The sequence below is a fragment of the Streptomyces sp. LMG1-1-1.1 genome, assembly GCF_040815545.1.
Taxonomy (GTDB): Bacteria; Actinomycetota; Actinomycetes; order Streptomycetales; family Streptomycetaceae; genus Streptomyces.
The window spans coordinates 351,580-374,722 of sequence record NZ_JBFPNH010000054.1 but is presented as its reverse complement, the minus strand read 5'-3'; the positions used below and the strand labels follow the sequence as shown (position 1 = coordinate 374,722).

Below are 23,143 nucleotides of genomic sequence, written 5' to 3'. Positions count from 1 at the left end.
GGTCCGGGCGGCGGCCGCGGCCGCCCTGCGCGAGCTGGTCGAGGTCCTGCCCGCCGAGCCGGTGCTCGGGGCAGGGTTGCGGGAGGCCCTCAGTGTGCCCGACGCGGCCGTGCGCGCCGCCGCCCTCGACGTGCTGCGGGCGCTGCGGCTCGGCGACGCCCCGCTGTACGCCTCCGCGCTCGGCGACGGCGTCGTCGACGTCCGGGTGCGGGCCGTGCGGGCCCTGGTCGCGGTGGACGCCGTCGCGGAGCTCGCGGGGGCCGCCGGCGATCCGGCGCGCGAGGTGCGGGTCGCGGTGGCCCGCGGCCTGGCCGCCGTGCGGGGCGCGGCACCGGAACCGCTCCTCCCGCTCCTCGACGACGCCGACCCGCTGGTGAGGGGCGCCGCGCTGGCCTCGCTCGCCGACACGGGCTGCCCGCCGGAGCTCGCGGCGACGGCGGAGGCGGCCCTCGCGGATGCCGCCTGGCAGGTGCGGGCCGGTGCGGCGACGGCGCTCCGGGCCGCCCCGGCCGGCCTCGCCGTCCCCGGACTCGCCGGCGCCCTCGCCGACCCGAACGCCGACGTCCGCAAGGCCGCCGTCCTCGGCCTCCTCGCCCACCGGGGCGACCCGGCCGCCCGCGCCGCACTCGCGGGCGCCGCCGACGACGCCGACGCGGACGTCCGGGCCTACGCCGCCCGGGCCGCTGCCCCGGTCCCGAGCGGCGCCCGCTGAACCCGAGCCGTCCGTGGGACGCCGAGCACGGCGTCCCACGGACGGCTCCGTGCTTCCCGTACTCCGCGCACCCGGACGGGTGGTGGGCGTCGGCATCCGGGTGAGCGCGCGCATGGCCGGCCTGAGGACCGGGAAGGGGCGCAGGCTGGACCGGATGCAGGACGACGAGGAGGTGGTGCCGGTGTCGGGGCCGACGACGACCGGGAACGCGATGGGCGCGCCGTGCTGGCTGAGCCTGAGCGCGCGTGATCTCGAAGCGGCGGAGCGTTTCTACGGGGCGGTGCTGGGCTGGACGTTCCGGCGGGGCGGCCTGGACGACGCGTTCGCGGTGGGCGAGTTGGGCGGGGTGCCGGTGGCCGGGATCGCGCCGGTGGCGGCCGAGCTGGCCGTTCCGGTGGCGTGGACGGCGTTCTTCTCGGTGGCCGACGCCGACGCGGCGGTGGCGCGGATCCGGGAGCGCGGCGGGACCGTCGGCGTGGGTCCCGTCGCCTATCCGCCCCGGGGGCGGGCGGCGCTGGCCACCGACCGCGAGGGCGCGGCGTTCGGGGTGTGGGAGGGGCCCACGGAGTCCCGCTGGCGCGTCGACGAGTACGCGGCGCCGGCCTGGCTGGAGCTGCACACCCGGGACGCGTTCGAGGCGGCCGTGTTCTACGGCGAGGTGCTGCGCTGGGCGGACGGGTCGCCGGGTGCGCTGGAGGTGTCGTACGAGCAGGACAAGGTGGTGCTGCGGCGGGACGGCGAGGCCGTCGCCCGGCTGAACAGCGGGCCGGTCGAGTCCGGATCGCCCCGACCCCAGCTGCGGCCGCGGTGGCTCGCCTGTTTCCGGGTGCCCGACCCCCGGGCCGCCATGGAGGCGGTGGTGGCCAACGGCGGCTCGGTCGTGCAGGGCGGCGACTGGGGCGGGGTGCGTGGTTCCGAGGACGCCGACGGGCGCCGGGTGGCGGTGCGGGACCCGGACGGGGCGCTGTTCACCGTGGCGGCGGCCGAGGAGCGGAAGGTCTGACCGGTGCGGGCACGGGACGCGGGTCCGCCGCCCGTGCCCGCACCGGTGGCGGCCGACCGCCGCGGTGGCGGGGGCCGGGGCAGCGATCGGCGGTCGGCGGTCAGCAGCGGACGGGCCACGGCGGCCGTCAGGTTCGGGCTGCTCGGTGCTCCGCGGGACGGGCCCGCCGGTCCGGCTGTCAGGCCGTGGCCGCTCCGGTGGCGGCGCGCGGCGTGGTGCCGGGCTCCGGCGCCGACGGGTCGTCTGTGTCGACGGCCGGGACCTTCGAGGGGATGAGGGCGGCGACGGCTGCGGCGACGAGGCCGACGCCGCAGCCGATGAGCAGGGCGACCCGGAAGCCATCCTCGGAGGGCAGGGCGTGGCCGCCGAGGCTGGTGGTCATCTGGGCGAGGACGACGCCGATGACGGCGGCCGAGACGGACGTGCCGATGGAGCGCATCAGGGTGTTGAAGCTGTTGGCCGACGCGGTCTCCTCCTGCGGCACGGCGCCCATGATGAGCGCGGGCATGGCGCCGTAGGCAAGGCCGACGCCCGTGTTGCAGATGAGCGTCACGACGAGCAGGCCCCAGGTGGAGCCCATCAGGGCGAGGGAGGAGCCGTATCCGGCGGCGATGACGAGGGCGCCGACGGCGAGCGTGACCTTGGGGCCGCGGGCGGCCGAGAGCTTGGCGCCGAGCGGGGCGAGGAGCATCATCATCAGGCCCGCCGGGGCCATCCAGAGGCCCATCGCCATCATCGACTGGCCGAGGCCGTAGCCGGTGGCCTCGGGCAGCTGGAACAGCTGGGGCACGACCAGGGACTGCGCGTACATGGCGAATCCCACCAGGACCGAGGCCATGTTGGTCATCAGGACGACGGGGCGGGCGGTGACCCGCAGGTCGACGAGCGGGTCGCGGGTGCGCAGCTCCCACGCTCCCCAGGCGAGCAGTACGACAGCCGCGACGGCGAACAGGCCGAGGGTGGTGCCGCTGCCCCAGCCCCAGGTCGCGCCCTTGGAGACGGCGAGCAGCAGGGCGACGAGCCCGACGCCGAGGCCGAGCGCGCCGGGTACGTCGAAGCGGCCGGGGGCCGGGTTGCGCCGGCCGGTGGGGGCGACGCGCCAGATGAGGACGCCGACCAGGGCGCTGAGTCCGGCGGCGACCCAGAAGAGGACCTGCCAGCTGGCGTTCTCGGCGACGGCCGCGGAGAAGGGCAGGCCGAGGGCGCCGCCGACGCCCATGGAGGCGCTCATCAGGGCGATGGACCCGCCGAGCTTCTCGGGCGGCAGGATGTCGCGCAGCAGGCTGATGCCGAGGGGGACGACGCCCATGCCGAGGCCCTGGAGTCCGCGTCCGACGATCATCGGGACGACGGAGGAGGCGAGGGCGCACACGATCGAGCCGGCGATCAGCGGGATCACCGAGACGAGCAGGACCCGACGCTTGCCGAGGGTGTCGCCGAGCCGCCCGGCGACGGGGGTGGCGACGGCACCGGCGAGCAGGGTCGCGGTGATCACCCACGAGGCGTTGGACGCGGTGGTGTCGAGCAGCCTGGGCAGGTCGCCGATGAGCGGCACCACCAGCGTCTGCATGAGCGCGGCCACGATGCCCGCGAGCGCGAGGACGCCGACGACGCCTCCGGGTCGGGCGTCGGGCTTGGAGCCGTCCACGAGTTCTCCCTCGGTCTTGCACGGTGATTCCGCACATGGTTCGCTGTGCATCATGCACATCCATGGCGCCATGCACAAGCTGTGCATGATGCACATCACCGCGCCGCGAGAGAGAATGCCCCCATGGACAAGCCCGTGGACAAGCCCACCCACCTGGTCGAATTCGAGACCATGCTGCTCAGCAGGCACACGCACCTGTACGCGCCCCGCTCCCGGGCCGGCGGGGCCCAGCTCGACCGCAGCGCCTACGTCCTCCTGAGCCGCATCCGCATGCACGGCCCCCTGTCCATCGGCCAGCTCAGCGAGGCCTTCGGCCTCGACGCCTCCACCCTCAACCGCCAGACCGCCGCCATGCTCCGCGCCGGGCTCGTCGAACGCATCCCCGACCCCGACGGCGGCATCGCCCGCAAGTTCCGCATCACCGAAGAGGGCGAACGCCGCCTCGACGCCGACCGCACCTCCAACATCGAGGGCCTCGACCGCGTCATGGAGCACTGGCCGGCCGAGGACGTCGCCGAGTTCGCCGCCTTCCTCGAACGCTTCAACCGCGACATCGAGCGCCTCGAAGGCCGCCCCTGGCCCCGCCCCTGACCCACCGGACGGCAGGGACGCCCGTCAGACCCCCCGCCGCATCGCCGCCCGCCGGTCCACCGTCGCCAGGGCGGTGTTGAGCAGCGCCACCACGGCGAACACGAGGGCCGAGGACGGGCGGTCGAGCGCGTGGAGCGCGAGGGCCGCCGCACCGAAGACCAAGGCCTTGACGACGAGAACTCCCGGCAGCGGCAGGGGGATACGGGCCTTGGGGGCGGCGAAGAGACCCCAGACGACGGCCGCGAGGGCGGGCGCGGCGACGGCGAACAGCAGCCGGAGGGCCACGTGGTCCGCGCTCTCCCAGCCCCACCAGGCCAGGACGGCCAGGGCGGCGAGTTCCAGGAGGAAGGCGAGGCCCTCGTTGAGGACGTGCAGGGGGCCGGGGAGCTTCATGACGGGCCTTTCGACGGCGGTCGCGCGCGGGCCCGAGCGTAGACGCCAGTTGCGACAGAAGTCTTTACCGCGGGGTGTCGGCGGCGGTAACTTCCCGCCGACGCAAGACGTTTCTGAAACTTTCCGACTGTGTTTCCAACGGTGCTGATCCCCACCCCCAACCGGCCCGCACGAAACGCGCCCCTGCCTGGAGAATCAGATGACCCGCACCCCCACACGGCTGCCCGGACGCCCGGTGGCCGTCCTGGCCGTGGCCGCCGGCCTCCTCGGCCTGCTCGCGGCACCACCCGACGAGCCCTCGCCCCGCACCGCACCGGCCGCCGCCGTCGCCGAGAACACGGCGACGGTCTTCTACTGGACGAAGACGAAGAACTGGGCGGCCTACAACCTGCATTACGCCCCCGACGCGGGCTCCTGGACCACCGTCCCCGGCGTCGCCATGGAGGCCGCCTGCACGGACTGGGTGAAGAAGACCGTCAGCCTCGGCGCGGCCACCGGGCTGCAGGCCACGTTCAACAACGGCACCGGCACGTGGGACAACAACGGCGGCAAGAACTACGCGCTGGGCACCGGCGCGATCACCGTCAAGGACGGGGTCGTCGCCCACTCCGACCCCTGCGCGGGCACCATGCCCACACCGTCCGCCAAGGCCACGGTGTACTACTCCACCGAGGCGCTCGGCTGGTCCACCGCCAACATCCACTACCAGCCCGCGGGCGGCTCCTGGACGGCCGTCCCCGGCGTCGGCATGCAGGCCGCCTGCACCGGCTGGTGGAAGCGGGAGATCGACCTGGGGACGGCGACGTCCTTCAAGGCCGCGTTCAACAACGGCAACGGCACCTGGGACAACAACGGCGGCGCGGACTACGCCATCGGAACGGGCGTCAGCACCGTACGGAACAACGTGGTGACGGCGAACGCGACCGACCCGTGCGCCGCCGCGACGCCCGACACGCAGGCGCCGACGGCCCCCGGGCGCGTCACCGCCGCCGCCGACGGGATCTCGGTCCTGCTCACCTGGGACCCCGCCACCGATGACAGGGGCGTGACGAAGTACCAGGTCACCCGGGTCGGCGGCAGCGGCGGCACGGTCGTGACCGACGTCGGCTCCACCGTGTACTCCAACACGGGCCTGGCCGAACGGACCACGTACACCTACACGGTGAAGGCCGTGGACGCGGCCGGGAACGTCTCCGGCGCCTCGGCCACCGCGACCGCCACCACCGGCGACAAGCCGGCGACCCCCGCCAACGGGAAGCCGCTGGGCACCGACCCGCGCAAGGACCCGATCTACTTCGTCCTCACCGCGCGCTTCTACGACGGCGACGCGTCGAACAACCGCGGCGGCAGCCAACACGTGAAGTCGGGCAACGCGGCCAACGACGACCCCATGTTCCGGGGCGACTTCAAGGGCCTCGTCCAGAAGCTCGACTACGTCAAGGGGCTGGGCTTCTCGGCGATATGGGTCACCCCGGTGGTCCTCAACCGGTCCGACTACGACTACCACGGCTACCACGGCTACGACTTCTACAAGGTCGACCCGCGCCTGGAGTCGGCCGGCGCGTCCTACCAGGACCTCATCGACGCCGCCCACGCCAAGGGCATGAAGATCTACCAGGACGTCGTCTACAACCACTCCTCCCGCTGGGGCGCCAAGGGCCTGTTCACGCCCACCGTCTACGGCGTCCGGGACAGCCAGTGGAGCTGGTACTACGACGAGAAGCAGCCCGGCTTCGAGTACGACGGCCTGACGGTCGACCCGAAGTCCGGGAAGTCCTACTACAACGGCGACCTGTGGTCGACCGCGGAGCCCACCGGCAACACCTGCCTCAACTGGGGCAAGCCGACCGGCGGCAGGAGCGCCGAGGGGTACACCGTCTACAACTGCCAGTGGCCGAGCCCGACCTCCGGCATGTTCCCGAAGGCGCTGTACCACCAGTGCTGGATCGGCAACTGGGAGGGCGAGGACTCCCGTTCCTGCTGGCTGCACGAGGACCTGGCGGACTTCAACACCGAGAACGCGACCGTCCAGAACTACCTGATCGGCGCCTACGACAAGTACATCGACATGGGAGTCGACGGCTTCCGCGTCGACACCGCCGTGCACATCCCCCGCACCACCTGGAACCGCCGCTTCCTGCCCGCCATCCAGGAGCGGGTGACCCAGCGCCACGGAGCGGCGGCGGCAGCCAACTTCTTCGTCTTCGGCGAGGTCGCCGCGTTCGTCAACGACAAGTGGAACCGCGGCTCGGTGAACCACTCGGCGCAGTTCTACACGTGGAAGGAGCGCAAGGAGTACGACATCGACGACGCCAAGGCCGCTCTGGAGATGTACGACTACGAGCAGCAGCAGGGCACCGGCAACCAGCCCACGTCGACGAACGCGTTCCTGAACGGGAACAGCTACCACACCCCGGACCACAGCCGATTCTCCGGCATGAACGTCATCGACATGCGCATGCACATGAACTTCGGTGACGCCCCCAACGCCTTCTCCAACGGCAAGGACTCGGACGACAGTTACAACGACGCCACCTACAACGTCGTCTACGTCGACAGCCACGACTACGGCCCGAACAAGTCGAGCGAGCGGTACACGGGCGGGACCGACGCCTGGGCCGAGAACATGTCCCTGATGTGGACGTTCCGCGGCATCCCGACGCTCTACTACGGCTCCGAGATCGAGTTCCAGAAGGGGCAGAAGATCGACTGCGGGCCGACCTGCCCGCTCGCCACCACCGGCCGCGCCTACTACGGCGAGCACCTCGCCGGCTCGGTCACGGCCTCCGACTTCTCCCAGGTCTCGTCGGCCTCCGGCGCCGTCGCCACCACGCTCCAGCAGCCCCTCGTCCGGCACGTGCAGCGGCTCAACCAGATCCGCCGCGCCATCCCCGCGCTCCAGATGGGGCAGTACTCCACCGAGGGCATCTCGGGCGGCATGGCCTACAAGCGCCGCTACACCAGCGGCGCCACGGACAGCTTCGCCCTGGTCACGGTCTCGGGCGGCGCCACCTTCTCCGGCGTCCCGAACGGCACCTACACCGACGCCGTCACCGGCGACGTCCGCACGGTCACCAACGGCACCCTCACGGTCGCCGCACCCGGCAAGGGCAACCTCCGCGTCTACGTGCTGAACGGCCCGGGCAAGATCGGCGCCTCGGGCCCCTACCTGAAGTAGCCCACGCCGTACGGGGCGGCCCCACCCGCCCCGTACTCCCACCGCACTCCGGGAACGGCCTCCGCACGCCCCGGGCACGAAAGGGGCGAGAGGGGAGATAGTTCCGCCTTCCGGGCGCCGCTAGATCAACAGTGCGTCACACGAACAGGCTTTTCGGACAGAACACTTCCCTCCGCCCGGCGAGTCTGGGATCTTGCGTCCACCCCACACATCACAGGGCCCGGCCGGCGCCACCCGCGCCACCGGGTCATCGGAGGACGCATTGTTTTCCCACATATCCAGCCGGTCGAGAGCCTCGGCCATCGCCGTCGCAGCGCTCGGTACGACCGTGGCGCTCGCCGCTCCCGCCGGATTCGCCCAGGCAGCAACGTCGGACACCGCGCCCGTCGCGGTGAGTTCCGCGGGGGCGACCGAGGCCAGGACGGCCACCAAGGCCGGCAGGACCGCCGCGTCGTCGGCGGCCTGGGTCGCGGGCACCCGCGCGTACCTGGTCATCACCGCGCCCGGCGGCACCTCCGCGGTGAGCGGCGCCGTGACGAGCAACGGCGGTTCGGTGTTCGCGGCGTACGACGCGATCGGCGTGATCGTGGCGCACTCGGCGTCTGCGTCGTTCGCCACGTCGATGCGTACCGTCAGCGGAGTCCAGCAGGTCGGCGCGACCCGGACGTCCGACGTCCCGGCCGACGCCTACAGCCCGGCGCTCCCGGCGAACCCGGCGCAGTCCGCGACGACGCTGACGGAGTCCAACCGCTGGGACATGACCCAGATCAAGGCCGACCAGGCCTGGGCGGTCACCACCGGTTCGGCGGCGGTGAAGGTCGGCGTCCTGGACACCGGCGTCGACGACCAGCACCAGGACATCGCGCCCAACTTCAACGCCGCCGACTCTGCCTCCTGCGCCTACGGCAAGGCGGACACCCGCGCGGGCGCCTGGCGTGACGTCGGCACCCACGGCACGCACGTCGCGGGCACGATCGCGGCCGCCAAGAACGGCAAGGGCGTCATCGGCGTCGCGCCGGGCGTGAAGATCTCCTCGGTCCGCATCGCGGAGCCGACCAGCAGCCTGTTCTTCGCGGAGAACACGATCTGCGGCTTCATGTGGGCTGGTGACCACGGCTTCAAGGTCACCAACAACAGCTACTACACGGACCCGTGGCAGTTCAACTGCCCGGACAACGTGGACCAGGCCGCCATCATCGAGGGCGTCCGCCGGGCCCAGGTGTACGCCGAGGGCAAGGGCTCGCTCCAGGTGGCCGCCGCCGGCAACTCCAACTACGACCTGGCGAACAAGACGACCGACTCCGAGAGCCCCAACGACTCGACGCCGGTCACCCGTACGATCACCAACGCGTGCATCGACATCCCGACCGAGCTGCCGGGCGTCGTGACCGTCGCCGCGCAGGCGAGCGGCGGCGCGAAGGCCTCGTACTCGAACTTCGGCAACGGCGTCATCGACGTCGCGGCGCCGGGCGGCGACGGGTCCACCCAGGTGTACTCGACCCTGCCGGGCGGCAAGTACGGCAACATGAGCGGCACCTCGATGGCGTCCCCGCACGTCACCGGTGTGGCGGCGCTGATCGCGAGCCAGAACCCGACGTTCACGCCGGCGCAGATCCGTGACCAGCTCGGCGTCCAGGCCACCGACCGGGCGTGCCCGTCGGACGCCCGCTGCACGGGCACCACGGCGAAGAACGGATTCTTCGGAGAGGGCGCGGTCGACGCCCTGAAGGCCGTCGGGGGCAGCACCCCGCCGCCCGGCGCGTACTTCGAGAACCTCACCGACGTCACGATCGCCGACAACTCCACGGTCGAGAGCCCGATCACGGTCAGCGGGGTGACGGGCAACGCCCCGGCGACCCTCAAGGTGGGCGTGGACATCAAGCACACCTACATCGGTGACCTGAAGGTCGACCTCGTCGCCCCCGACGGCACGGTGTACACCCTGCACAACCACACCGGAAGCGGCACCGACAACATCGCGCAGACCTACACGGTCAACGCGTCGTCCGAGGTCGCGAACGGCGTCTGGAAGCTGCGTGTGAACGACAACGCGAGCCAGGACACGGGCAAGGTCGACGCCTGGAACCTGACCTTCTAGTACGTCCCGACCCGGGGAACGGGGCCGGAGCCGCCATGGCTCCGGCCCCGTTCGCATGCCCGGGGCGCGCCCGGCGGAAGAAAGTCCGTACCGGGGGGTAGGCCTGCCCCGGACCCTTGCTATACGTTCCGTCTAACAAGCTTGCTAGACGCGATGTCTAACAACAGCCCGAGCCGCTCGCGCGACCCAAGGAGCCGCACCATGGCACGCAGCACCGTCCGCCCGGACAGCCAGTCCGTCACCGACACCGACGTCGCCGAGCGGCTGCTCCGTTCGGCGGCCAAGCTGTCGTACGACCCGGCCGTCGAGGTGGACTGGGACACCCCCCTCGACAAGGACTTCCACGGCCAGAGCCCCGAGTGGAACTCCCTCTACGGCACCGCCTACTGGAACGAGATGACCGAGGAGCAGCGCAAGGAGCTGACCCGGCAGGAGACCGCGTCGGTCGCCAGCACCGGCATCTGGTTCGAGATGATCCTCCAGCAGATGGTGCTCCGCGACATCTACCGCATGGACCACACCGACCCCCGGTTCCAGTGGGCCCTCACCGAGATCGCCGACGAGTGCCGACACTCCGTCATGTTCGCCCGGGGCTCCCAGAAGCTCGGCGCGCCCGCGTACCGGCCCCGGCGCGCGGTGCTCGAACTCGGCCGGTTCATGAAGACCGTCGGCTTCGGCGAGGCCGCGTACGCCGGCATCCTCGTCGCCGAGGAGGTCCTCGACGTCATGCAGCGCGACTGGATGCGCGACGAACGCGTCGTCCCCTTCGTCCGCACCATCAGCAACATCCATGTCGTCGAGGAGTCCCGGCACATGAAGTTCGCCCGGGACGAGACGCGCCGCCACCTCGCCCGCGCGGGCCGGACCCGCCGCCACTTCCAGGCCCTCGTGGTCGCCATCGCCGCGTACTACATCATCACCAGCCTGGTCAGCCCCGAGGTGTACGTGCGGGCCGGCCTCGACCCCGAGCGCGCCCGCCGCGAGGCCGCCGCCAACGAGCACTACAAGGCGCAGCTGCGCGCCAGTTGCGCCGGACTGATGGAGTTCCTGGCCGACGTCGGGATGCTGACCCGGCCCGCGCTCTTCTTCTACCAGCGCGCCCACCTCGTCTGACCCCTCCGAGCCGAGCAGAGCAGAGCCGACGACATGACCTACGCGATCACCCAGACCTGCTGCAACGACGCGACCTGCGTCGCCGTCTGCCCGGTCAACTGCATCCACCCCACCCCCGAGGAACCGGACTTCGGGACCACGGAGATGCTCTACATCGACCCGAAGTCCTGCATCGACTGCGGCGCCTGCGCCGACGCCTGCCCCGTCGACGCGATCTTCCCGACGGACCGGCTCACCGGCCCGCTGCGCGCGTACGAGGACCTCAACGCCCGCTACTACGCCGAGCGCACGCCCCCGCCCGCCCTGGCCTCGCCCAACTTCCACTCCTGGGGCGAACCGTCCTTCCATCGCTCCCTCCCCGCCGACTTCGCACCGCTCCGGATCGCGGTCGTCGGCACCGGCCCCGCGGGCATGTACGCCGCCGAGGACCTGCTCCTGCACACCAACGCCGAGGTGACCCTGATCGACCGGCTGCCGGTGGCCGGTGGCCTCCTCCGCTACGGCGTGGCACCGGACCACCCGGCGACCAAGGGAGCCGGGGACGCCTTCGCCCGCTTCCACTCCCACCCCCGGGTCCGCATGCGGCTCGGCCTGCGGGTCGGCGAGGACGTCACGGCCGAGGAACTCGCCGCCCACCACGACGCGGTGATCTACGCGGTCGGCGCACCGGCCGACCGGCGCCTCGGCATCCCCGGCGAGGACCTGCCCGGCAGCGTCTCCGCCACGTCGGTCGTCTCCTGGTACAACGCGCACCCGGAGACCGCGGGGGACGCCGTACGGCTCTCCGCCGAGCGGGTCGTGGTGGTCGGCAACGGCAACGTCGCCCTCGACGTCGCCCGCGTCCTCGTCATGGACCCCGCCGCGCTCGCCGCCACCGACATCGCCGACCACGCCCTCGCCGCCCTCCGCGGCACCCCCGTCCGCGAGGTGGTGCTGCTCGGCCGCCGCGGCCCGGAGGACGCGGCGTACACCGCCTCCGAACTGCTCGCCCTCACGCACCTGCCCGGTGTGGACCTGGTGGTCGACGACCGGGACCCGCGCACCGGCGCGGCGATCGACGCGGCCGCGCCCGGGACGAAGGCGGCGCTCCTGCGGGACGTGGCCCGCGAGGCGGTCGACTGGGCACGGCCCCCCGCGCCCGACCGGCGCCGGATCGTGCTCCGCTTCCACTCCGCCCCGGTCGAGGCGCTCGGCACCGACGGCGTGCGGGCGGTCCGGGTGACGGAGGACGGGGCGGAGGCCGGTACGGAGATCGGGGCAGGGCTGCTCGTCCGGGCGATCGGGTACCGCGGGGTCCCGCTGCCGGGGCTGCCCTTCGACGCGGCCACCGGCACGGTGCCGCACGAGGGCGGGCGGGTGACCGGGCTGCCCGGCGGCTACGTCGTGGGCTGGATCAAGCGCGGGCCCTCCGGCGGCATCGGCGCCAACCGGGCGTGCGCGGAGGAGACGGTCGGGACGCTGCTCGCGGACGCGGTCGCCGGAGCGCTGCCCACTCCCGCGGGCACGGGCCGGGACTTCCACCGGCTGGCCAGGAGCCGCAGCCGCGGTCTCGTCGACGCGCGCGGCCTCGCGGCCATCGACCGGGCCGAACGGGCCCGGGGCCGGGACGCGGGTCGCCCCCGGGTGAAGCTGGCGACGGTGCCGGAGCTCGTCGCGGCGGCGCGGGGCGGGCGGTGGCGCCGGAACGGCTGAGCGAGGGAGGAGGGAAGGGCGGGGCGGGTCGTTCCGGGTCGCGGGGGATCCGGCCCGGGACGGCGGGCCGGTGCGTGCCGGTACGGATCAGACCGAGACGCCCAGCGCCTGGCGGACCACGATCGCGTCGAGCCGCACGGCGAACGGGGCGACGTCCGTCAGGTCGAGCGCGAGGGCCCGCTCCTTCGGCAGCTCCACCGTCACGTCGACACAGAAGGCCAGGGCGTACATGTACGCCCCGGTCTCCTCGTCCTGGAGGGCGAAGAACAGGTCCCGGTAGAACCGGGTGCGCTCCGCGGACTCCTCGTAGAAGGAGAGGCCGGGCTGCCCCTCCTGTGCGGCGAGGCCGGTGAAGGCCCCGACGAGTTCCCGCTCGACGGTGGCCCAGAAGCCGGCCTCCGCGCACTCGGGCGGCAGCGCCTGGCGGACGGCCTCCTTGAGCGAGAGGACCATGACGAGGACGGGGGCGTACTCCTGGAGCCCCCAGCCCCGGACCATCTTCACGACGGTGCTGTCCGGGACGGCCGCGGCGGCGTCCCGTATCGCCTCGAAGTCGAAGTTGACGGTCGCCGGCGCGATCGCCTCCTGGAACACCCGGTCGATGGACCGGGCCTGGGCGAGGTGGTCCGGTGCCACCTCGACGACGGTCCTGAAACTGGCGGCCAAAGCTCCTCCTGGAAGATCGGGATGATCTCGGTGATCAAGGAGGGGTCAGTATGCCGAGGCGGCCCCGCCCCGGTGAGGCGCGTCCGCCGTGCGGACAGGGGCCCCGGGCCGCGGGAAGTCGCGCCCGGTCGTACGGGAAACGGCTCAGCCGCGGCCGCGGCGGGGCTTGGCGCTCTTGCCGCGTCCCGTGCCGCCTGCGGCGCCGCCGCCCTTGCGGGCCGCCCCGCCCTTCCCGGCCGTACGCGCGCCGCTCTTGGTACCGCCCTGCTTGGCGCCGCCCGACTTGGCACCGCCGGGCCTGGCGGGCTTCTTCTGGTCCTTGCGCGGCTGCTTCTGGCCCTTGAGTTCCTCGGCGCGGCGGCCCCGGGTGCTGTTCACCGTCCGGCCGCGCACGATCCCGATGAACTCCTCCACCAGGTCCGGGGCCTCGTCGGCCGCCGGCCACGACAGGGCCACGCGCGACTGCGGGACGTCGCCGAGCGTCCGGTACGTCAGGTCCTTGCGGTGGTGCAGCCGGGCGAGGGACTGCGGGAGGGCGAGCACGCCGACGCCCGCCGCGACCAGCTCGATCGCGTCGGCCGTCGTCTCGGGGCGCTCCATCGCCGGGCGGCCCGGCGGCTGCTCCCAGCCGAGGGTGTCGTCGAGGGGGTGCAGGACGAGCTCGTCGGCGAGGTCGCCCGCCGAGATCAGTTCGACCTGCGCGAACAGGTGGTCCTTGGGGACGACGACGACCGTGGTCTCCTCGTAGAGGGGAATGGCGCTGAGGTCGTCCCCGTCGACGGGCAGCCGGACGAGCCCGGCGTCGGCGGCACCCTCCCGGAGCAGCCCGAAGGCCTCGGCGGGGGTGGCCGAGAGCAGCGTCAGGGGTACGTCGGGAAAGCGCTCGTTCCAGATCCGCACCCACTTCGAGGGCGTCACGCCCGGCACGTACACGAGCCGGAACGAGGGGGTCGAGGGGGATTCCGCGGGGGAATCCGGGAGGGAAACGTCCGAGCCTGTCACCCCGCAAGGCTACCGGTAGCGGACGTGGTCGGAGGTCGCCCGCATGCTCGATACCCTTGACACCATGACGTCGCACCAGAACACCCAGACGATGAAGCCCGCGACCGCGGCGAAGAAGCTGGGTGTGTACCTCGAGGCCACCCCCGCCGACTTCCAGGAGGGTGTCGTCTCGCGCGCCGAGCTGACCGAGCTCCAGGCCAACCCGCCCGCCTGGCTCCAGGAGCTGCGCGAGAAGGGTCCGCACCCCCGCCCGGTCGTCGCCAACAAGCTCGGCATCTCCATCGCCGGTCTCGCGCGCGGCGGGATCACCGACCCGCTCACCACCGAGCAGATCGAGGCGATCAAGCAGGAACTCCCCGAGTGGCTGAAGAAGGAGCGCGCCACCCAGTCGGAGGTCCGCAAGGAGACCGTCCGCATCAAGGAGCGCGACGCGGAGCGCGCGCGCCGCGGCCAGGACGCCTGACCCGCACCCCCACCACGCCACGCCGGTCGGACCGAGGAGGTCCGGACCGGCGTGGCGCGTGTCCGGGTGAGGGAGGCATCCCCCCATGAGTGACACGAACGGCACGAACACCGTGTCCGAGCCGCCGGTCGTCGTCGGCGTGGACGGCTCCGAGCACAGTCTCCGCGCCCTGGAATGGGCCCTGAGCGCGGCGGAGAGCCTGGGGGCTCCCCTGGTCGTCGCCCATGTGCGGTCGGACGCGCTGCAGCTGGGCGCCGCCCGGATCGCCTCCCTGGGCCCGGCCCCGGAGCTCCCCGACACCGTCCTGAACGGCGTGCGGAAGGTCGTCGAGGAGCGCGGGCACTCCGCTCCGGTGCGGTACGCGTCCCTGGACGGGTCCGTGACCGACGCACTGCCGGCCGCGGCGCGCGGCGGGCGGCTCCTGGTGACCGGCTCACGGGGGCGCGGGGGCTTCGCGAGCCTGCTGCTCGGCTCGACCAGCCGGACCCTCGCCATGACCGCGCCCTGTCCGCTCGTCGTCGTGCCGCACGAGGCGCGGGCGGCGGCCCTGGAAGGCGGGGCGGACGGGGGCCGGGTGCTGCTCGGCCTGCACCCGGAGGAGACCCCGGACGAGGTGGTGGACTTCGCCTTCGCGGCGGCGCACCACCGGGGTGTGCGACTGGAGGCGGTGACCGCGTTCCGGCTGCCGCCGCAGCCCGGCGCCCTGCTGGCGGCGCCGTCCCCGGCGCTCCAGGTACCGCCGCCGCTCCCGATGGCCGACGACGGCGCCGAGCTGGTGCGAGAGGCGGAGCGGGAGCAGGTGGAGCGGCTGCGGCCGTTCGCCGCGCGGTGGCCGGAGGTCGGCCTGGACCCTGTGGTGGCGCCCGGGGACGCGGCGGGTCGGCTCGTGGAGGGTTCGCGGGACGCCGGCCTGCTGGTGGTGGGGCGGCATCACCGGCACCACCTGGGTTCGCTGCTCATCGGTTCGGTGGCGCACGCGGTGCTGCACCACGCCCACTGTCCGGTGGCGGTGGTTCCGCCGGCGTCGGGGGGCTCCGGTGGGTGACCGGGGGCATGACAGTCCCCGGCGGTCCGGGTCGGTTCGCGCGGTCGTCGGCCGTCGCCGACGGCTCCGTGCCCGACCGGCCCCGCCGGGGGCCTGGCCAGAGCCTGCTGAAAGGGTCACGCGGGCCTTCGAACGTCTTCTCAGGCGGGTGCGGCTCTCTCCGGTTGTCCGGTGTAAAACATTATTTTCCTCCCTTTTCCGCCGGATTCAAGAGGTTTCCGACTTTTATTCCGTGTCAGTGATGCCTGGTAGACAGGGGCCATGACGACCGAAGACCACGCCGCCACCGCCCGCCGCAACGTCGAGCCGCCGCCCGCCCAGGCCTCCCTCGGCGCGGGGGTCGTGGTCGTCGACGACTCCGGCCGGGTCCTGCTCGGCCTGGACCCGTCCGGGGTGTGGGAACTGCCCGGCGGCAAGGTCGAGCCGGGCGAGTCGATCGAGGCCGCGGTCGTCCGCGAGCTGGCCGAGGAGACCACGCTCGCCGCCGACCCCGACGACGTCGAGGTGCTCGGGCTCGTCCTGGACGCGGTCACCTCGGCGCGGCTGACCCGGATGACCGTGGCGACGGTGGTGCGGACGTTCGGCGGGGTCCCCGCCGTGGCCGAGCCGGAGAAGATCGACCGCTGGGAGTGGACGGACCCGGACCGGCTGCCGGCGGCGCTCTTCGTGCCCTCCGCGCAGGTGCTGCGGATGTGGCGGCCCGAACTTCCGCTGCCCGGCGGACCGTTCCACCGGTACGCGATGGGGCGCCTGCCGCACTGACCCCCGGGGCCGGTCGGCACCGGCCGCCGGTCACGTTCCGTCACCGAGCGGGGTCCGGCGGCCGTGGTTAGCGTGGCTCAGGAAACACGTCTTCGACCGGAAGAGAGAGTCACCGTCATGGCCGCACGACCTGAAGGCACGCCGGTCTGGACCGACGCGATGTTCACCGACGTCGAGGGCGCCAAGACGTTCTACGGCGAGGTGCTCGGCTGGACCTTCGGCGAGTCCTCCTCGGAATTCGGCAACTACACGCAGGCCTACAAGGACAAGAAGGCGGTCGCGGCCGTCGTCCCGCCGATGCCGGGACAGGACGGTGAACCGCAGTCCGCCTGGTGTCTGTACTTCGCCTCGCCGGACGTCGCCGCCACGGCGGAGAAGATCCGGACGGCGGGCGGCACGGTCCTGATGGAACCGATGCAGGTCGGCGACTTCGGCTCCATGTGCATCGCACAGGACCCGACGGGCGTGACGTTCGGCGTCTGGCAGGGCGGGACGCACGAGGGATTCGAGCGGGAGGGCGAGACCGGCTCGTACACCTGGGCCGAGGTCTTCACCCGGGAACCGGAGAAGTCCGACGCCTTCTTCACCTCCGTCTTCGGCTACGGCTCCAAGAAGATGAAGGACGAGAACATGGACTACCGGGTCTTCGACCTCGGTGGCGAACAGCCCGTCCTCGGCCGGATGAAGATGACGGCGGAGGACTTCCCGCCGGAGATCCCCCCGTACGTCCAGCTGTACTTCGCGGTCGACAACTGCGACAAGGCCGTCGAGAAGGCCCAGGCGATCGGCGGACGGAAGGTCTTCGGGCCGATGGACAGCCCGTACGGCCGGTTCGCCGCGATCCTGGACCCGCAGGGCGCCGCGTTCGCCGTCATCGACCTGCGGACCACGGTCGGCGACATGCCCGAGATGGAGTGACCGGTCCGGGACACCGCCCTCGCGCGACCGCCCCCGGTCCCCATGGGACCCGGGGCGGTTCCGTGCGGGTCAGGAGCCGTCGCGGACGGCGACGATGCCGTTGAACACCCCCACGTACGCGGTGCCGTCGGGACCGATCGTGATCGGCGCCCAGTTGTTGTCGTACGCGAGACCGGTGCCGGTGAAGCGCTTGAAGGCCCGCTGCCCGGTGCGGAAGTCGACGGCGGTCAGGTACCAGGCGTCGATGCCGAAGGCGTTGGGCTCCTTCTCGTAGAAGTACAGCAGCCCGTTCGCGGTGGAGAGCTTCGGCACGGTGGAGGGCGAGCGGACGTCGCTCTCCCAGACGGTGTCGCAGCCGCTGCCGTCGGCGCGGACGTCGATGCGGGTCGCGCCGCCGACGACACTGCGGCCGAGGGCGAGCGTGCTCGGGTTCTCGTATCCGTAGTTGTTCTCGACGACGAGGCTGTTGCCCCAGCTGATCAGGGAGTTGTCGGTGGTCGACGCCCCGGCGCGGAAGACCGGCACCTTGCAGACGAGCCGCTCGCCGGCGGGCACGGCGGCACCCCGCCGGTAGACGAGGACGTTCATGCGGTCGTCGGCGTTGTCCGTGATGGCGACGTACTGGTCCCGGTCGCCGAACAGGTCGGGGGTGGTCCCCGAACCCTGGTTCACCGAGCCGGGCTTGGTCCCGGTCCCCCGGTCGTACGCCTCCCGCCACCGCACGCGCGGCGTGCCGTCGGCGTCGGCGCCGAAGCCGTACAGGGCGTGGTCGGTGACGATGGAGACGCCGTCCTCGGCGACGGAGAAGGAGTTCTGGATCTCCTCCCCGTCGAGTCGGATCGCGCGCAGGGTGCCCGTCGCCGGGTCGACGGTGCCGACGCGGCCGAGCCGGGTGACCCACCAGATGCGGCCGTCCCAGTCGGGCATCACGGAGGTGACGGGGTCGCAGACACCGCTGGGGAAGAGATTCGTCCAGGTGACGCAGTCGTGCGGGACGAGGGAGGTGAGGTCCCAGTCGTCCTCGACGGCGAACTCCCAGGCGCCGTCCGCCCGCTGGCGGTGCGCGATGCGCAGGACGTGCTGGCGGGAGTCGGCGAGCACGACCCGGTCCCGGTCGTCGAGGTAGAAGTAGGCGCCGCCCGAGGTGTCCTTGAAGATCTTCTCGAAGTCGAGACGGGTGACGGCCTCGACGGTCGACGACCGCTGGGGCAGCTTGTACTCGGCGAGCGTGTCCAGGGTGCGCGGGTCGAGCAGCTTCAGGAGGAAGCCGCTGAACGTGCCGCACACGGTGACGAGCCGACCGCCGGAGTCAAAGGTGACGGTGGCGCACTCCCCGCCGATCGGGGCGATCTTCTCGCTGTCGACCTCCGGATCGCGGCCGAGGGGCCCGGAGTACGGATGGGTGCCGCTGCCCGCCCCGTCGGCGTGCATGCCGCTGCGCCCGTTCGGCGCGAGGTACGGGTGCTGGGCGGGCGCCCGCCCGGGGACGGGTCGCGTGGTCGCGGGGGCGCCCTCGTAGTGGTCGACGAGCCGGTGACCGATGGCCAGCGGTATCTCCTCGGCCTGGGCGACGGGCGCTGCGCCCGCCAGGAGGGTCGCCGCGAGCGCGGTGACCAGCGCGAACGCGCGTGTCCTCCTGCGGGACGGTGGGGTGGTCAAGGCTTCTCCTCGGGGTCCGTGCGTGCGTCGCGCCGGCGCCCGACGGTAGGCCGGAGCCACGGAGAAGTACATGGAACCGCCCCTGGTTTCATACGCCGTTCACGAGGGGCACGCGCCTCTCCCCGGGATCGCGAAGGTTCCGGGTGCGAGGACCACCGGCGTCGGGTATCCGCACCCCCGGCGGTGAGGTCAGGGTTTGAGGCTGGAGACCACGTTGGCGGTGGCCGCGACGCCGTTGTGGATGGTGGGCGCCATGCTGGTGCCGGCCAGGAAGAAGCCGAGCAGGGCGCAGACGAGCGCGTGGGTGACCTTGAGTCCGCCGCTGCGCAGGAAGATCACGGCCAGCACCAGCAGCAGCACCACGACTGAAATGGAAACGGCCATCGCGTTCACGTCCCTCCGTCGCCGCACCGGAATTGCGGCGTTCGGCGGACAGTGTGGCGGAATGGGCGGTCCGTCCGGGCGTATGGCGGGGCGGCCATACGGGTGAGATCCGGGTCGGGCTCAGGCGTGCAGGGTGTCGGCGATGCGCGGTCGGCGCACCGCGTCGAGTTCCGGATCGGCGAGCAGTCCCGCGATCAGCGCCGCGTCGCCGAAGACCTCGGTGGCGCTGAGGTCCCAGTCGGTGAGGACCAGCCAGCTCCCGTCGGCGGCCCACCAGGTGGCGGGAAACCGCAGGTCCGGCATGGCGTCGTGGTGGGCGAGCGCGTCACCGAGGCGGCCGCGCCGGGCGACGGGCGCTTCGCCCGGGAGCGTCGAGACGGGCGCCTGCGCGGCTCCGCACGGGGTGTCCGCGCCCCACGGGCCGTTGCGCACCAGGTGCTCGACGAGCCGGGCCAGGCACGCCCGGTCCAGCTCCGCCGGGTCGGGCCCGTCGAGGTCGTCCGCGCCCGGCACGCCTTCGAAGACCAGGTACGAGAGGGTGCCGGGCCAGTCGGCCAGCCGCCGGCCCGCCCGGGCGAGCACCTGGTCCCAGCGGAGCCGTACGGGACCGTCGTGGATGGTGTGGAGGATCCAGCAGTGGTCCTCGTAGCCGTCCGTGGGCTCGTAGCCGCAGTCGGCGGCGGTGAGGGCGGCGCGCAACCCGTCGAGGGGGTCGTCCTCGGCGGCGGGCGTCCAGGGTGCGTTCACGGGTGCTCCTCGGCGGGCAGGCAGTCCCTCCATTCCACCGTACGGTCGCACCAGCGGTGCAGCAGGGTGCGGTCGTGGCCCACCGCGAGGAGGCCGGCGCCGGTCTCCGCGCGGTAGGCCTCGACGGCGGCGACGAGGGCGGCCGTGGTGGAGGCGTCCAGCATGGCGGTCATCTCGTCGCAGATCAGCCAGCGGGGACGGAGGATCAACGCCCGTGCGAGGCAGGCGCGTTGGAGTTGTCCGTCGCTGACCTCGTGGGGCCGCCGGGCGAGCAGGTCGGGTGTGAGTCCGACGGCCGGGGCGAGTGCGGCCAGGCGCCCCGGGACCTCGGCGCGGCGCCGTCCGGCGCGGAGCGGCTCGGCGATCAGGTCCGCGAGGGTCAGTCGGGGGTCGGCGGCGGTACGGGGCTGCTGGAACACCACGCCGACGGCGGTGCGCTGTTCGCGCGGGGCCCGGTGGCGCCAGGCCCGCACCTCGGTGCCGTCGAGGACCAGACGGCCGGCGTCGGGGCGGTGCAGGAGCGCCGCGACCCGGGCGAGGGTCGACTTCCCGCAGCCGCTGGGGCCGAGGAGCCCGAGGGACTCGCCGGGCGCGACGGTGAGGGAGGCGCCCCGGAAGACCGGGGCGCGGCGGTCGTATCCGGCGGCGAGCCCGTACAGCAGGTCGGAGAGGAGGTTGCCGAGGAGTACCGCTCCGGTGGCGAGGACGGTGAGCGCGGCGAGCAGCGGGAAGTCGACGGAGGTGGCGGCCGTGACGGTGGCCGCGGCGATCCCGGGCCAGCTGAAGACGGTCTCCACCAGCAGGGCGCCGGTGATGAGTTCGGGGACGCGGGAGCCGACGAGGGTGAGCACGGGCAGCATTCCGGAGCGGAGGGCGTGGCCGGTGAGGACGGTGCGTTCGCTGAGGCCGCGGGCGCGGGCGCCGCGGACGGGGTCCTCGTCGAGTGCGTCGCCGACGCCTTGGCGGACGTACAGGAAGAACCACGGCAGCTGGGAGTTCCCGAGGACCAGGGCGGGCAGCACGAGGTGGCGGGCGACCTGGCCGGCGGTGACGGTGTCACTGGCGGTGTCGGTGAGTCCGCCGGCGGGCAGCACGCCGAGCTCCAGGGCGAAGAACCAGACGGCGAGCAGGCCGAGCCAGAAGGCGGGGGCGGCTTCCAGGGTGTACGCGGCGGAGCTGACGGCCCGGTCAAGGAGGCCGCCGCGGCGGCGTCCGGCGAGGACGCCGAGGAGGGTGCCGAGGGCGAGGGCGATCAGGAAGGCGGTGACGGCGAGGAGGACGGACCAGCCGAGGCGCTCGCCGATGACGTCGGCGACGGGCCGGCGCATGACCGCGGAGTCGCCGAGGTCGCCGGTGAGGGCGGCGGTGAGCCACTCCCACCAGCGGGTGAGGAGGGGCAGGTCGGCGCCGAGGTTGGCGCGGAGCTGGTCGAGGTTCTCCTGCGAGGCGGTGAGTCCGGCGGTGCCGGCGTAGGCCTTGACGGGGTCGAAGGGGGACGCTTCGGCGACGGCGAACACGGCGAAGGTGACGGCGAGGAGGACGGGGACGGCGGCCAGGGCACGCCGTCCCGTCATCCGCGCCGCGGCCCCCCAGGGGAGGCGGCGGCTCACCGCTTCGGCTTCCAGTTCTCGACGTTCCACCAGGGGCCGGAGGCGAGGCCGTGGTCGTGCGGTTCGACCTGGGTGTCCAGGCCGTCCCAGCGGTCGTTCACGACGTACAGGTGGTCGATGTGGGTGAGGAACGTGTAGCCGGGGTTCTTCGCCAGTTCGCGCTGGACGGTGTCGTAGGCGGCGCGGCGCTCGGCGGGGTCGTTCGTCCTGCGGCCGTCCTCCAGGGCCCGGTCGACGGTGTCGTCGTGGTACCGGGTCATGTTGTTGAAGCCGTCGCCGGCGAGGGTGGACTTCAGGAGCGGGTACTGGTCGAAGTCGGGGTCTCCGGGGGAGCCGCCGCCCGCGAGGACGGCGTCGGTCCTCATCCGGGGCTCGATGACCTCCCAGGTGCCCGCTGGTCGTGACGGCGATGCCGGCCTTCTTCGCGTCGGAGGCGTAGGCGAGGGCGTGGTCCTGGCGGAGCTTGTCGCCGGAGAGGTACCAGAGCGGGAACGCGGCGCGGACGCCGTCCTTGGCGCGGACGCCGTCGGGGCCGGGCTTCCAGCCGGCCGCGTCGAGGATCCTGCGCGCGCCCGCGAGGTCGTGGCGGCGCTCGGTGCCCTGCGCGAACCAGGGGCTGTCGGTGGGGACGGGCCCGTAGGCGGGCTTTCCGGCGCCTTCGAGGATCCTGTCCACCATGGCCTGCCGGTCGACGGCGAGGTCGAGGGCGCGGCGGACGGCGGTGTCGCCGGTGACCCGGTGGTGGGTGGGGAGGGTGACGGTGCGGTAGTCGTAGGTCTTCGCGGTGTACGTCTTCCTCGCCGGGTCGTTCGCGAACCCGGCGGCGAGGTCCGGCGGCAGGACGGCGCCGTCGAGGTCTCCGGCGCGCAGCCGGGTGGCGCGGACGTCGTCGTCCTTGACGACGGCCATCGGGCGCGATGGCCTGGACGGTGCGCTCGGCGAAGGGCGCGTAGGGGTACTTGAGGGTGAAGACGACGGTGTCGTCGCCGACGGCGCGGACGCTTTCGAGGGCGTCGAGTTCGGTGCGGGAGGCGTTGTTCGTCTTCGGGTCGAGGATCGTCCGGTAGGTGAAGACGACGTCCTTCGCGGTGAAGGGCGCCCCGTCGCTGAAGGTGACGCCGTCGCGGAGCGGGTACGTGTAGGTGAGGCCGTCGGCGCTGACACGGGGCAGCTCGCTCGCGAGGGCGGGTTCGAGGTTCATGTCGGCGTCGAACGCGAGCAGTCCGTCGAAGATCTTGGAGTTGCCGTCCTTGCCGTAGCCGAGGAGGGGGCTGAGGGTCTCGGGTTCGTAGGCGATGCCGACAACGGCGGAGTCCTCGGGTCCGCCGGAGCCGCCGGCGGTGGCGCCGGGGTTCGAGCAGGCCGCGGTGGCGAGGGCGAGGGCCCCCGTCACGGTCGCGGCGGTCGCTCGGCGCACGGGTCGGGCGGCCATCGGGTCCACACCCCTTTGAAGATCGAC

At 72.9% G+C, this 23,143-nt stretch carries 19 protein-coding genes and 2 pseudogenes; 11 read left to right on the top strand and 10 right to left on the bottom strand.

Features of this window, described 5'->3' with window-relative positions; translation table 11 throughout:
* A partial coding sequence (locus tag MRBLMG1_RS29560) for a HEAT repeat domain-containing protein (RefSeq protein WP_367827201.1) occupies positions 1-712 on the top strand: 712 nt, incomplete at its 5' end.
* A 154-nt stretch (positions 713-866) separates the two neighbouring features.
* The gene (locus tag MRBLMG1_RS29555; protein ID WP_414721675.1) at positions 867-1,715 is read left to right on the top strand and encodes a VOC family protein; all 849 of its coding nucleotides are present in this window, start codon (positions 867-869) and stop codon (positions 1,713-1,715) included.
* A gap of 178 nt (positions 1,716-1,893) precedes the next feature.
* On the opposite strand, the gene MRBLMG1_RS29550 is transcribed toward MRBLMG1_RS29555, so the two are convergent.
* Positions 1,894-3,363, bottom strand: a complete 1,470-nt coding sequence (locus MRBLMG1_RS29550; protein WP_367827199.1) for an MFS transporter — start codon at positions 3,361-3,363, stop codon at positions 1,894-1,896.
* 123 nt (positions 3,364-3,486) lie between these two features.
* On the opposite strand from MRBLMG1_RS29550, the gene MRBLMG1_RS29545 reads away from it, so the two are divergent.
* Positions 3,487-3,954: a MarR family winged helix-turn-helix transcriptional regulator gene (locus MRBLMG1_RS29545; RefSeq protein ID WP_367827198.1), complete on the top strand. Its 468-nt coding sequence runs from the start codon at positions 3,487-3,489 to the stop codon at positions 3,952-3,954.
* A gap of 24 nt (positions 3,955-3,978) precedes the next feature.
* Here the strand turns inward: MRBLMG1_RS29545 and MRBLMG1_RS29540 are convergent, their stop codons facing one another.
* A complete protein-coding gene (locus MRBLMG1_RS29540) occupies positions 3,979-4,347 on the bottom strand; it encodes a YrdB family protein (RefSeq protein WP_367827197.1) in 369 nt (122 codons plus the stop codon).
* 199 nt (positions 4,348-4,546) lie between these two features.
* Between MRBLMG1_RS29540 and MRBLMG1_RS29535 the strand changes: the two genes are divergently transcribed.
* From MRBLMG1_RS29535 to MRBLMG1_RS29520, 4 genes are all read left to right on the top strand, one after another.
* Complete coding sequence (locus tag MRBLMG1_RS29535) at positions 4,547-7,525, top strand: carbohydrate binding domain-containing protein (protein WP_367827196.1); 2,979 nt, start codon at positions 4,547-4,549, stop codon at positions 7,523-7,525.
* Between the two features lie 301 nt (positions 7,526-7,826).
* A complete protein-coding gene (locus MRBLMG1_RS29530) occupies positions 7,827-9,623 on the top strand; it encodes a S8 family serine peptidase (protein WP_414721674.1) in 1,797 nt (598 codons plus the stop codon).
* Between the two features lie 201 nt (positions 9,624-9,824).
* A complete protein-coding gene (locus MRBLMG1_RS29525; protein ID WP_367827194.1) occupies positions 9,825-10,736 on the top strand; it encodes an AurF N-oxygenase family protein in 912 nt (303 codons plus the stop codon).
* A gap of 33 nt (positions 10,737-10,769) precedes the next feature.
* Positions 10,770-12,428, top strand: coding sequence for an FAD-dependent oxidoreductase (locus MRBLMG1_RS29520; RefSeq protein WP_367827193.1), 1,659 nt, complete (start codon positions 10,770-10,772; stop codon positions 12,426-12,428).
* Positions 12,429-12,515: 87 nt separating this feature from the next.
* Here MRBLMG1_RS29520 and MRBLMG1_RS29515 read toward each other — a convergent pair whose 3' ends face one another.
* Together MRBLMG1_RS29515 and MRBLMG1_RS29510 are read right to left on the bottom strand one after the other, a co-directional pair.
* Complete coding sequence (locus MRBLMG1_RS29515) at positions 12,516-13,094, bottom strand: Type-2Aa cytolytic delta-endotoxin (protein WP_367827192.1); 579 nt, start codon at positions 13,092-13,094, stop codon at positions 12,516-12,518.
* A gap of 144 nt (positions 13,095-13,238) precedes the next feature.
* A complete protein-coding gene (locus MRBLMG1_RS29510) occupies positions 13,239-14,096 on the bottom strand; it encodes a LysR family transcriptional regulator substrate-binding protein (protein ID WP_367827191.1) in 858 nt (285 codons plus the stop codon).
* Between the two features lie 64 nt (positions 14,097-14,160).
* On the opposite strand from MRBLMG1_RS29510, the gene MRBLMG1_RS29505 reads away from it, so the two are divergent.
* From MRBLMG1_RS29505 to MRBLMG1_RS29490, 4 genes are all read left to right on the top strand, one after another.
* Positions 14,161-14,559 (top strand): DUF5997 family protein, encoded by a 399-nt coding sequence (locus MRBLMG1_RS29505; protein ID WP_367827190.1) that lies wholly within the window; start codon positions 14,161-14,163, stop codon positions 14,557-14,559.
* Between the two features lie 85 nt (positions 14,560-14,644).
* On the top strand, positions 14,645-15,604 hold the full coding sequence (locus tag MRBLMG1_RS29500) for a universal stress protein (RefSeq protein WP_367827189.1): 960 nt from the start codon (positions 14,645-14,647) through the stop codon (positions 15,602-15,604).
* Between the two features lie 261 nt (positions 15,605-15,865).
* Positions 15,866-16,366, top strand: a complete 501-nt coding sequence (locus MRBLMG1_RS29495; protein WP_367827188.1) for a nucleotide triphosphate diphosphatase NUDT15 — start codon at positions 15,866-15,868, stop codon at positions 16,364-16,366.
* A 117-nt stretch (positions 16,367-16,483) separates the two neighbouring features.
* On the top strand, positions 16,484-17,284 hold the full coding sequence (locus tag MRBLMG1_RS29490) for a VOC family protein (protein ID WP_367827187.1): 801 nt from the start codon (positions 16,484-16,486) through the stop codon (positions 17,282-17,284).
* A 69-nt stretch (positions 17,285-17,353) separates the two neighbouring features.
* Here the strand turns inward: MRBLMG1_RS29490 and MRBLMG1_RS29485 are convergent, their stop codons facing one another.
* The 6 genes and pseudogenes from MRBLMG1_RS29485 to MRBLMG1_RS29460 form a co-directional block, all read right to left on the bottom strand.
* A complete protein-coding gene (locus MRBLMG1_RS29485) occupies positions 17,354-18,943 on the bottom strand; it encodes a hypothetical protein (protein WP_367827186.1) in 1,590 nt (529 codons plus the stop codon).
* Between the two features lie 189 nt (positions 18,944-19,132).
* A complete protein-coding gene (locus MRBLMG1_RS29480) occupies positions 19,133-19,327 on the bottom strand; it encodes a hypothetical protein (protein ID WP_367827185.1) in 195 nt (64 codons plus the stop codon).
* Positions 19,328-19,447: 120 nt separating this feature from the next.
* Positions 19,448-20,074 (bottom strand): hypothetical protein, encoded by a 627-nt coding sequence (locus tag MRBLMG1_RS29475; RefSeq protein WP_367827184.1) that lies wholly within the window; start codon positions 20,072-20,074, stop codon positions 19,448-19,450.
* Positions 20,071-20,733 carry an ABC transporter ATP-binding protein gene (locus MRBLMG1_RS37405; RefSeq protein ID WP_414721673.1) on the bottom strand — a complete coding sequence of 221 codons (663 nt, stop codon included), beginning with the start codon at positions 20,731-20,733 and terminating at the stop codon, positions 20,071-20,073. The genes MRBLMG1_RS29475 and MRBLMG1_RS37405 overlap by 4 nt, the downstream gene beginning before the upstream one ends.
* Positions 20,707-21,684: pseudogene (locus MRBLMG1_RS37400) on the bottom strand (ABC transporter permease); the annotation flags it as partial. The gene MRBLMG1_RS37405 and the pseudogene MRBLMG1_RS37400, both read right to left, overlap by 27 nt.
* Positions 21,681-23,116, bottom strand: a pseudogene (locus MRBLMG1_RS29460) (ABC transporter substrate-binding protein). The pseudogenes MRBLMG1_RS29460 and MRBLMG1_RS37400, both read right to left, overlap by 4 nt.
* Positions 23,117-23,143: the final 27 nt, after the last annotated feature.

What these genes read in the sequence shown, in the direction of transcription:
- MRBLMG1_RS29555 (WP_414721675.1), top strand. Translation starts at nt 867, where the DNA reads ATGCAGGACGACGAGGAGGTGGTGCCGGTGTCGGGGCCGACGACGACC.
- MRBLMG1_RS29545 (WP_367827198.1), top strand. Translation starts at nt 3,487, where the DNA reads ATGGACAAGCCCGTGGACAAGCCCACCCACCTGGTCGAATTCGAGACC.
- MRBLMG1_RS29540 (WP_367827197.1), bottom strand. Translation starts at nt 4,347, where the DNA reads ATGAAGCTCCCCGGCCCCCTGCACGTCCTCAACGAGGGCCTCGCCTTC.
- MRBLMG1_RS29535 (WP_367827196.1), top strand. Translation starts at nt 4,547, where the DNA reads ATGACCCGCACCCCCACACGGCTGCCCGGACGCCCGGTGGCCGTCCTG.
- MRBLMG1_RS29525 (WP_367827194.1), top strand. Translation starts at nt 9,825, where the DNA reads ATGGCACGCAGCACCGTCCGCCCGGACAGCCAGTCCGTCACCGACACC.
- MRBLMG1_RS29520 (WP_367827193.1), top strand. Translation starts at nt 10,770, where the DNA reads ATGACCTACGCGATCACCCAGACCTGCTGCAACGACGCGACCTGCGTC.
- MRBLMG1_RS29505 (WP_367827190.1), top strand. Translation starts at nt 14,161, where the DNA reads ATGACGTCGCACCAGAACACCCAGACGATGAAGCCCGCGACCGCGGCG.
- MRBLMG1_RS29500 (WP_367827189.1), top strand. Translation starts at nt 14,645, where the DNA reads ATGAGTGACACGAACGGCACGAACACCGTGTCCGAGCCGCCGGTCGTC.
- MRBLMG1_RS29495 (WP_367827188.1), top strand. Translation starts at nt 15,866, where the DNA reads ATGACGACCGAAGACCACGCCGCCACCGCCCGCCGCAACGTCGAGCCG.
- MRBLMG1_RS29490 (WP_367827187.1), top strand. Translation starts at nt 16,484, where the DNA reads ATGGCCGCACGACCTGAAGGCACGCCGGTCTGGACCGACGCGATGTTC.
- MRBLMG1_RS29480 (WP_367827185.1), bottom strand. Translation starts at nt 19,327, where the DNA reads ATGGCCGTTTCCATTTCAGTCGTGGTGCTGCTGCTGGTGCTGGCCGTG.